8 protein-coding genes are annotated in these 9,856 nt (G+C 36.7%); all 8 read right to left on the bottom strand.

Annotation, left to right across the window (positions count from 1 at the left end; translation table 11 throughout):
- A partial coding sequence (rnr, locus tag AC4CVH_RS06730) for a ribonuclease R (RefSeq protein WP_490786983.1) occupies positions 1 to 2,132 on the bottom strand: 2,132 nt, incomplete at its 3' end.
- Positions 2,133 to 2,261: 129 nt separating this feature from the next.
- Complete coding sequence (gene secG, locus AC4CVH_RS06725; RefSeq protein ID WP_490786982.1) at positions 2,262 to 2,495, bottom strand: preprotein translocase subunit SecG; 234 nt, start codon at positions 2,493 to 2,495, stop codon at positions 2,262 to 2,264.
- A 178-nt stretch (positions 2,496 to 2,673) separates the two neighbouring features.
- Positions 2,674 to 3,969, bottom strand: a complete 1,296-nt coding sequence (gene eno / locus AC4CVH_RS06720) for a phosphopyruvate hydratase (protein ID WP_490786981.1) — start codon at positions 3,967 to 3,969, stop codon at positions 2,674 to 2,676.
- A gap of 107 nt (positions 3,970 to 4,076) precedes the next feature.
- Complete coding sequence (gene gpmI, locus AC4CVH_RS06715; protein WP_490786980.1) at positions 4,077 to 5,603, bottom strand: 2,3-bisphosphoglycerate-independent phosphoglycerate mutase; 1,527 nt, start codon at positions 5,601 to 5,603, stop codon at positions 4,077 to 4,079.
- A gap of 17 nt (positions 5,604 to 5,620) precedes the next feature.
- The gene (tpiA, locus tag AC4CVH_RS06710; RefSeq protein ID WP_490786979.1) at positions 5,621 to 6,373 is read right to left on the bottom strand and encodes a triose-phosphate isomerase; all 753 of its coding nucleotides are present in this window, start codon (positions 6,371 to 6,373) and stop codon (positions 5,621 to 5,623) included.
- Positions 6,374 to 6,410: 37 nt separating this feature from the next.
- Complete coding sequence (locus AC4CVH_RS06705; RefSeq protein WP_490786978.1) at positions 6,411 to 7,607, bottom strand: phosphoglycerate kinase; 1,197 nt, start codon at positions 7,605 to 7,607, stop codon at positions 6,411 to 6,413.
- 146 nt (positions 7,608 to 7,753) lie between these two features.
- Positions 7,754 to 8,758: a type I glyceraldehyde-3-phosphate dehydrogenase gene (gene gap, locus AC4CVH_RS06700; RefSeq protein ID WP_490786977.1), complete on the bottom strand. Its 1,005-nt coding sequence runs from the start codon at positions 8,756 to 8,758 to the stop codon at positions 7,754 to 7,756.
- Between the two features lie 45 nt (positions 8,759 to 8,803).
- Positions 8,804 to 9,835 (bottom strand): sugar-binding transcriptional regulator, encoded by a 1,032-nt coding sequence (locus AC4CVH_RS06695; protein WP_490786976.1) that lies wholly within the window; start codon positions 9,833 to 9,835, stop codon positions 8,804 to 8,806.
- Positions 9,836 to 9,856: the final 21 nt, after the last annotated feature.

The following is a 9,856-nucleotide window of genomic DNA, read 5'->3' as shown; positions in this document are numbered from 1 at the left end:
TCCCCTCCTTCATTTTCTCCGCTTCGTCCAACAAGCTCAAAATAGATTTCATGCGCCGACATATCCACCTTGAGCACCTTTATAACAACTTCATCTCCAAGCTTATACGTATTTCTGCTCTTTTCTCCAACAAGCGAAAGATGTCTGTCATCATATATATAGTAATCATCAGACATGGTACTTAAATGTACAAGGCCTTCCACTGTATTTTCAAGTTCAACAAACATTCCAAAATTAGTTACAGATGATACTATTCCAGTATATTGCTTTCCTATTCTCTTGCTCATATATTCAGCCTTCTTGAGGTCATCCACTTCCCTCTCGGCATCCTGTGCGATTCTTTCCATCTCCGATGACTGTTTTGATGCATATTCAACCTTTATATTGAATCTCTTTATTTCTTTTTCATCAAGCTGTCCATTTATATATTTTTTAATTATCCTGTGTATTATAAGATCAGGATATCTTCTTATAGGAGATGTAAAATGGCAATAATATCTTGCTGCAAGCCCAAAGTGTCCTGTACATTTAGGCGAATACCTTGCCTGCTTCATCGACCTCAAGAGAAGTGTACTTACTACAGTTTCCTCTTTCTTGCCCTTTACTTTTTCTATAATACCCTGCAATGCCTTTGGATGTACTTCCTCTCCCCATCTTATAGTATATCCAAGATTGTGAACAAACTCATTGAAGTACATAAGCTTTTCTTCGTCCGGGTCTTCGTGTATTCTATACACAAAAGGCATATTGCTCCAAAACATATGTTCAGCTATAGTCTCGTTGCAAACAAGCATAAACTCTTCTATTATATGATTTGCAATTCCTCTTTCAGCCGGTCTTATCTCTACTGGTCTTCCAAGTTTGTCGAGTATTATCTCGCATTCCTCAAAATCAAAATCCACAGCTCCTCTTTTCATTCTCTTTTTATATAGTATTTTTGAAAGTTCCGCCATGGTTTGAAATGTGGAAACCAGATAGTCATACCTATCTAGGACTTCCTGATTATCACCCTTCAGTATACTTGTAACATCGGTATATGTCATTCTTTCACTTGTCTTTATTATACTTTCGAATATTTCATGATCTACTACATTTCCATTTGAATCTATCTCCATAAAACAACTCAAAGTGAGCCTATCAGTTTTAGGATTCAAACTGCATATTCCATTGGAGAGTTTCTTTGGAAGCATTGGAATAACCCTGTCTATGAGATATACCGACGTACCCCTTTTAAGCGCCTCTTTGTCGAGAGGGCTCATATCCCCTACATAATTTGATACATCGGCTATGTGTACTCCAAGGTAAAAATTTCCATTGTCAAGCTTCTGTATGGATACGGCATCATCAAGGTCTTTGGCATCTTCTCCATCTATTGTAACTATGGTAAGATTTCTAAGATCCTTTCTTTTTTTATATTCCTCTTTCGGTATTTCATCAGGTATTTTCTGAACGTACTTCTCAACTTTCTCGGGGAAATTTTCGGGGAGTCCGTTTTTCTTTATTACTGTAAGGATATCTATGCCCTTCTCATCTTTTCTACCTAGAATATCTGTAATTTTTCCTTCAGGGTTCCTTCTTCCACTAGGCCACGAAGTTATATCTGCAATTACAACATCACCTGTCTTTGCACCTTTTTTACACTTTTTAGGTATAAATATATCCTGATTTATTTTTTTCTCTTCTGCAACCACAAATCCGAAATTCCTGCTGTCCTCAAATGTACCAACCACCGTCTTGTTGGCCCTTGTAACAATACGTACAATTTCTCCCTCACATCTTTTGCCGCTCTTTTCTTCCTTTACGACTCTGGCTATTACATAATCGCCATTCATAGCTCCATTTACCCCTGAAATTGGAATAAATACATCAACGCCATCTTCAGGCATTACAAATCCAAATCCTCTTTGATTGCCTTGAAACTTTCCAGTTACAAGTCCCATTCTATTGGGTACCCCGTATTTGCCACTTTTGTTTTTTACTATAAGGCCGTCTTTTTCCATGCCGGACAATATTTTCTTGAATTCCTTCCTGTCGCCTTTTCTCATTCCAAATACACTGCCAAGCTCATTTATATCCATAGGCCTGTATGCCTTTTCTTTCATAAAATTTAAGATTGTTTCAGTTATATTCATGATTTCACCACCTTCTAATATATTGGTATAAATCGCACAAAAATATTCAATAGTATTATTTTATCATAGATATTCTCAATATAAAAATAAATACAGCAGAATCCAAGACCCACTGTATTTTCAGGCAAACTACTTTATAACATTTTGAATTATGCAAATTGCTGCAAATATTATTGCAAGAACAACTGTCAATTTTGAAAGCATGGCTTCCGAAGTTCTCGACTTATTTCTTGAATAAAAGCTTTCAGTCGTTGCGCCTGATATAAATCCACTGAGTCCATCTGTCTTTCCCGGTTGAACAAGAACTACGACTATCAAACATATGGATATTATAATCTGCAATATATAAAGAAAAATACTCATTAGTAAAACCTCCAAATACTTTCACAATCGTCATAAGATAAATTTTCAAACAAAATACAACAAAGCTACAATTACAGGTTACATTATACCATACAGTAATATCTAATTCAATTTTGAATGTAATATTAAAATCAGGGCAGATAAAACTCTATCCACCCTGATAAAAAATTCAAATCAATTACTTTTTGAGATTATAGAATGCTTTAAGTCCTCTATACTCTGCAACCTCTCCGAGCTCTTCGTCTATTCTCAGAAGTTGATTGTATTTTGCAACCCTTTCTGTTCTTGCAGGTGCTCCAGTTTTTATCTGGCCTGCATTTACAGCCACAACAAGATCTGCTATTGTAGTGTCTTCAGTTTCACCTGACCTGTGAGAAACTACAGCAGTATATCCTGCTCTTTCAGCCATTTCTATGGCATTTAATGTTTCTGTAAGCGTTCCTATCTGATTCAATTTTATAAGTATTGAATTTGCAACTCCAAGCTTAATTCCCTTTTCAAGTCTTGTAGTGTTTGTAACAAACAAATCATCACCTACAAGCTGAATTTTGTCTCCAAGTTTCTCTGTTAGTATTTTCCATCCGTCCCAATCTTCTTCTGCCATTCCATCTTCAAGAGAAATTATAGGATACTTGTTTGCAATATCAACATAAAAATCTACCATCTGCTCAGGAGTTAAAACTTTTCCTTCTCCCTTGAGATTGTATTTTCCATCTTCAAAGAACTCTGAAGATGCCGGGTCAAGTGCTATATATATGTCTTTTCCAGGTTTGTATCCTGCTTTTTCTATTGCCTCGACTATAACCTGTATTGCCTCTTCATTTGATTTCAGATTTGGAGCAAATCCACCTTCATCTCCAACTCCTGTATCATAGCCCTTTGATTTTAAAATTGATTTCAGTGTATGGTAAACTTCAGTGCTCATTCTAATTGCTTCTGTAAAATTAGGAGCTCCAGCTGGCATTATCATAAATTCCTGCAAATCTACATTATTGTCAGCATGTTTTCCTCCATTTAGTATATTCATCATCGGAACTGGAAGGACCTTTCCATTAACTCCACCTATATATTGATATAAGCTTAGTCCAAGATATTCAGCTGCTGCCCTTGCGCAAGCAAGCGACACACCAAGAGTTGCATTGGCACCTAATTTTGCCTTATTATCAGTACCATCAAGTTCAATCATAGTTTTGTCAATAAGAACCTGATCAAAAACATTCATTCCTATAAGTTCCTCTGCTATTACATTGTTGACGTTGTCTATAGCCTTCGTTACACCTTTTCCCTGATATTTGTCCTTGTCACCGTCTCTTAGTTCCACAGCCTCGAATGCACCTGTAGAAGCTCCTGACGGAACACCTGATCTGCCTATTGTTCCATCTTCAAGGACTACTTCAACCTCAACTGTAGGATTTGCTCTTGAATCAAGTATCTGTCTTGCACTTACATCTACAATTTCTACATAATTTTTCATAAATATCACCGTTAATAAAGTAACGGTTCTTTCAACTCCTTTCCAGTTTCGCAATATTTGTTTCAAATTAATTATATCATTTAAATATATTGATTTCCTTAATTTTGTTATATAAGACTTTTGCCAGTCATTTCTTCCGGCTTATCAAGATTCATGGCTTTAAGCATAGTAGGTGCTATATCTGCCAGAACTCCTCCATCCCTGAGCTTCGAGGAATTATTGGATATATATACAAAAGGTACTGGATTTGTAGTATGTGCAGTCATAGGTTTTTTAGTCTCATAATCTATTTCTTCTTCTGAATTTCCATGGTCTGCCGTTATGAAAAGTTTTCCATCCTTTTCTAGTATCTTCTCCACAATTTTGCCAAGACATACATCAACAGCTTCAATTGCTTTTTTTGCAGCTTCAAGCACACCTGTATGTCCAACCATATCAGGATTTGCAAAGTTTAATATTATCATGTCATATTTATCCTGGTCCATCCTTTTCAGAAGTTCTTCCGTAACTTCATATGCACTCATCTCCGGCTTCATGTCATAAGTCGCAACCTTAGGAGAAGGAATAAGCGCCCTGTCTTCATTTTCATTTGGTTTTTCAACTCCGCCATTGAAAAAGAAAGTAACATGTGCATACTTTTCGGTTTCAGCTATTCTAAGCTGATTTTTTCCAAGTTTGCTTACATATTCACCGAGAGTATTTTTATAGTGCTCGTTTTTAAAAACTATATCCACATTTTTAATTTCAACATCATATTGTGTCATAGTTACAAATTCAAGATTCAGAGTTTTTCTTGCAAAGTGGTCGAATTCCCTGTCATTTATGGCTCTTGTTATTTCTCTTGCACGATCCGGCCTGAAGTTTGCAAATACAACAGAATCTCCATCCTTTATCACTGCAAGTGGACTTCCATTTTCTTTTACTACTGCAGGAACAATAAATTCATCCGTCTTGCCATTTTTGTAGGAATTTTCAACAGCTTCAATTGCACTTGCAGCTTCCTGCCCTTTTCCAAGAACAAGAGCATTATACGCAAGTTCAACTCTTTCCCACCTGTTGTCCCTGTCCATTGCATAATATCTTCCAGAAACAGAAGCTATTTTTCCAACTCCTATTTCCTTCATGTAATTTTCAATATCACAAACATAATCTTTTGCAGAAGAAGGCGGTACATCTCTTCCGTCTGTAAAAGCGTGAACATATACTTTTTTAAGGCCTTTTTCTTTTGCAAATTTCAAAAGTCCTTTTATATGATCCATATGTGAATGGACCCCTCCAGGAGATAAAAGACCCAATATATGAAAGCTTGAATTATTTTTAAGTGCATTATCGGCGGCTTTGTTCAAAGCTTCATTTTTGAAGAAATCCCCGTCATTTATCGACTTCGTTATCTTTGTAAGCGCCTGATATACAATTCTGCCGGCTCCTATATTTAAATGTCCTACTTCAGAATTTCCCATCTGTCCATCTGGAAGTCCTACACTAAGCCCGCTTGCTCCAAGTTGTGTATGAGGATATTTATTGTAATATTTATCAAAATTTGGTTTATATGCTGCCTTAACTGCATTTCCTTCCGTCCTGTCAGAAATACCAAATCCGTCAAGTATCATAAGCATTACTGGTTTTTTACTCATATTTTCCTCCAATTATATTACAAATCGTAATTTACTATTTTTGAAAAGTCATCAGCTTTGAGACTTGCTCCTCCAATGAGTCCTCCATCTATGTCAGGCTGTTTCATCTGCGCCTTTATAGTTGCAGGCTTTACTGATCCGCCATACTGTATTCTTGTTTTTTCTGCAGTATCCTTTCCATAAAGCTTAGCAATTACGCTTCTTATATAAGCTATAGTAGTATTTGCCTGCTCGTCTGTAGCAGTTTTTCCTGTTCCAATTGCCCAAATAGGTTCATATGCAACAACAAGTTTTTCCACCTGAGCCTTCTCCAAACCTGCAAGATCAAGCTTAATCTGTTTTCCAAGAACCTCTTCCGTTACATCTGCTTCCCTTTCTTCAAGAGTTTCACCGCAGCATACTATAGGAACAAGATTGTGTTCAAATGCTTTTTTTATCTTTTTATTTATAGCTTCATCTGTTTCATTGAAGTACTGTCTTCTTTCACTGTGCCCAAGAATTACATAGCTTACACCAAGTGATTCCAGCATAGAAGGTGAAACTTCTCCTGTATATGCACCACTCTCTTCAAAATGCATGTTCTGTGCACCTACTTTTACGTTGCTTCCCCTTGCTGCATCAATAACTGTATTCAAGCATACATAAGGAGGGCATACAACTACATCGCACTTTGCATCTTTTACAAGCGGCTTCAAATCCTCTACAATTTTCTTTGCCTCATCTACAGTTTTATTCATCTTCCAATTTCCTGCAATTATTGCCTTTCTCATTTACATCAAACCCCTTTTTAATTTTATATTCCCATGTTTATTTGTCATTAAGTGCTGAAATTCCAGGCAAGTCCTTGCCTTCCAAAAATTCCAGAGAAGCTCCACCGCCTGTTGAAATATGTGTCATTTTACTGCCATAACCAAGCTGATTTACTGCAGCTGCACTGTCTCCACCACCAATTATAGTAGTTGCATTGGATTCAGCCATTGCTTTTGCAACTTCGTTTGTTCCTTTTGCGAATTTAGGGAATTCAAATACTCCCATAGGTCCGTTCCAAACAATTGTCTTTGCATTTTTTATAGCTTCTGTAAAAAGCTTTACTGTTTTAGGTCCTATATCAAGTCCCATATATCCATCCTGTATGTTCAAATCCTCCGTTACAACAGCTTCAGCATTGGCATCAAATTCTTTTGCTGTTACAGTGTCTACAGGAAGAAGCAATTTGACATTTTTGTCTTTTGCCTTCTGTATCATCTCTTTTGCATATTCGACTTTATCCGCTTCAAGAAGGGAAGTACCTATATTGTATCCAAGAGATTTCTCGAAGGTATATGCCATTCCCCCTCCAATTATAAGAGTATCAACTTTTTCAAGGAGGTTGTTTATAACATTTATCTTATCTGACACCTTTGCGCCGCCAAGTATTGCTATAAACGGTCTTGTAGGATCTTCAACAGCATTTCCAAGGAACTTTATTTCCTTCTGAATAAGATATCCGCATACTGCAGTATCCAAATACTTTGCAACTCCGACAGTTGAGCAGTGTGCTCTGTGGGCTGTTCCAAAGGCATCATTTACAAATATGTCTGCAAGAGATGCAAGTTCCTTTGAAAAGTTATCTTCATTTTTTGTCTCTTCTTTTCTATATCTGGTATTCTGAAGCAGAACAACATCTCCATCATTCATCTTTTCGACTGCTGATTTTGCATTTTCTCCAACTACATTGTCATCCGCTGCAAATATAACTTCTTTTCCAAGCATTTCTGAAAGCCTTTTAGAAACAGGCGCAAGAGAAAGTTCCGGCTTTGCCTCTCCCTTTGGCTTTCCAAGATGCGAGCAAAGTATAACTTTGGCACCTTTTTCAATCAAATATTTTATAGTAGGCATTGCCCCTACAAGTCTGTTTTCATCAGTTATTTTTCCATCTTGAAGCGGTACATTAAAATCGCATCTTACAAGAACCTTCTTGCTCTTTACATCAATATCTTCAATAGTCTTCTTGTTAAAAGCCAATACAAACACCTCTTTTAATTTTTTACTTTCCAGTTAAATAATTAATATTTTTAAAGGCCCGGTCTCATAGCCTTAACTATAAAACCAGACCTTTACCATGCTGACCTCTAATACTTCATTTAAGTATCCCGGCTTTAAAGCTTCAGCTATTTAGCTATCTTTGCGAAATAAGCCAAAGTTCTAACGAGCTGTGAAGTATATGACATTTCATTATCATACCAAGCAGCTGTCTTTACAAGCTGTGATCCATTAACGTCAACTATCTTTGTCAAAGTACCATCAAAGAGTGATCCATAGTTAATTCCAACTACATCAGCTGAAACTATTGGATCTTCAGTATATCCGAAAGACTCATCTGCAGCTTCCTTCATTGCAGCATTAACTTCTTCAACTGTAACTTTCTTTTTAAGAACTGATACAAGTTCAGTTATTGAACCAGTTGGAACTGGAATTCTCTGTGCACTTCCATCAAGTTTTCCTGTTAATTCAGGAATAACCTGACTTATAGCTTTTGCAGCTCCTGATGAAGCTGGGATTATGCTTACTGCAGCAGCTCTAGCTCTTCTCAAGTCACCTTTTCTGTGTGGTCCATCAAGAGTATTCTGGTCATTTGTATATGCGTGAACTGTAGTCATTATTCCTTTTTCTATTCCGAATTTGTCATTTAATACCTTAGCCATTGGAGCCAAGCAGTTAGTAGTACATGAAGCTCCTGATATAACAGTTTCTGTTCCATCAAGTGTATCATTATTTACATTGAATACTATTGTCTTCAAGTCATTTCCTGCAGGAGCTGAAATAACAACTTTCTTTGCGCCGGCTCTAACATGAGCTTCTGCTTTTTCCTTCTTTGTAAAGAAACCTGTGCACTCAAGAACAACATCTATTCCTAATTTTCCCCATGGAAGTTTTTCTGGATCTTTTTCAGCAAAAACTTTTATTTCTTTTCCATTAACTACAAATGATCCATCCTTAACTTCTATTTCTCCGTTGAATCTTCCCTGAGTTGAATCATATTTAAGCAGGTGTGCTAATGTATTTGCATCAGTTAAATCGTTTATTGCAACAACTTCAAGACCAGGAACCTCTATAATTCTTCTTAAAGCCAATCTTCCTATTCTTCCAAAACCATTGATAGCTACCTTTGTCATCTAAATTCCTCCTAATAATTAAATATATTTAATAAATTTAAAATTTTATTGACTGTTTATGAGCTCCAAAATTTTTTTAGCAGCACCTTCATCTGTGATAAGCACACTATTTGCATTGTTTAACTCGGTGGAAAGTATTGCTTCCGCCTTGCTTTCTCCACCTGCTACCGCTATAAGCGTTTTTATCTTGTGTATATTGCTGTTTTTTATTCCTATACTTGGAGTTGAGTAGACTATATTGCCTTTTCTGTCAAAATAATATCCAAATGCCTCTCCAACAGCACCTCTGTCTCTTATCTCCTGTACTATATCATCGCCAAGGCCTCTTCTTCTTGCCATTTTAACTGCTCTTCCAGCTCCATGTACAAGTACTGTAGTATTATATATAAATTTCAAAACATCTTGTATCGACTTTTCTTTCATTATTGTCTCTCTGGCGGCATCACTCAAGTCATCAGGTACATGAAGAAGTTTATAATCTGCATCTATTTTATGTGCAAGATTGGCAGCAAGCGTATTTGCCTGTGTTTCAACGCTAGCCCCCATACCCCCTCGTGCAGGTAATACAAGCATGTTTTTTAATCCTGTAATGCTAGCCATATTGTCCACAACTTGTTTCATGGTAGAACCACCTGTAATTGCGATTACGTCATTGTTCTTTAAAATACTCTTAAGGTAACCTGCGGCAGCTTTTCCCATCTCACTTAATATAGTTCTGTCCTCGTCACAGTTCCCAGGTACAACCATAACTTTCTTCAACTTCAAGGTTGCTCTTATTGCATCTTCAATTTCCGACAAGCCTCTCAATGCATGTATTGATTTTTTCAACTTGTCTATGATTTCCTCTCCATCTTTTGTTACAGTCATTCCCGAAGTGTTTATCTCAATAAAGTTCTGAGCCTTCAGAAAGTTTATTTCCGTTCTGACTATCCTCTCGCCAATTCCGAGGTAACTTGCGAGAACTCTCCTACCAACAGGTTCATTGTAGTAGATAGCCCTTAAAATATTATATCTTTTTTCCATAAGTTTAACCAACTCAGGTACTATACTCTTTTGCAGTTTAAGTACTTCCTCCATAACAGCGCCTCCTGGTCAGTC

The organism is Clostridium pabulibutyricum, from assembly GCF_058242705.1.
Note: the sequence above shows the minus strand (reverse complement) of the source record. Positions and strands in the feature narration are given on the sequence as shown.

Coding starts and splice junctions, on each gene's coding strand:
- AC4CVH_RS06695 (WP_490786976.1), bottom strand. CDS start 9,835: ATGGAGGAAGTACTTAAACTGCAAAAGAGTATAGTACCTGAGTTGGTT.
- tpiA (WP_490786979.1), bottom strand. CDS start 6,373: ATGAGAAAGGCAATAATTGCAGGAAATTGGAAGATGAATAAAACTGTA.
- gap (WP_490786977.1), bottom strand. CDS start 8,758: ATGACAAAGGTAGCTATCAATGGTTTTGGAAGAATAGGAAGATTGGCT.
- gpmI (WP_490786980.1), bottom strand. CDS start 5,603: ATGAGTAAAAAACCAGTAATGCTTATGATACTTGACGGATTTGGTATT.
- secG (WP_490786982.1), bottom strand. CDS start 2,495: ATGAGTATTTTTCTTTATATATTGCAGATTATAATATCCATATGTTTG.
- eno (WP_490786981.1), bottom strand. CDS start 3,969: ATGAAAAATTATGTAGAAATTGTAGATGTAAGTGCAAGACAGATACTT.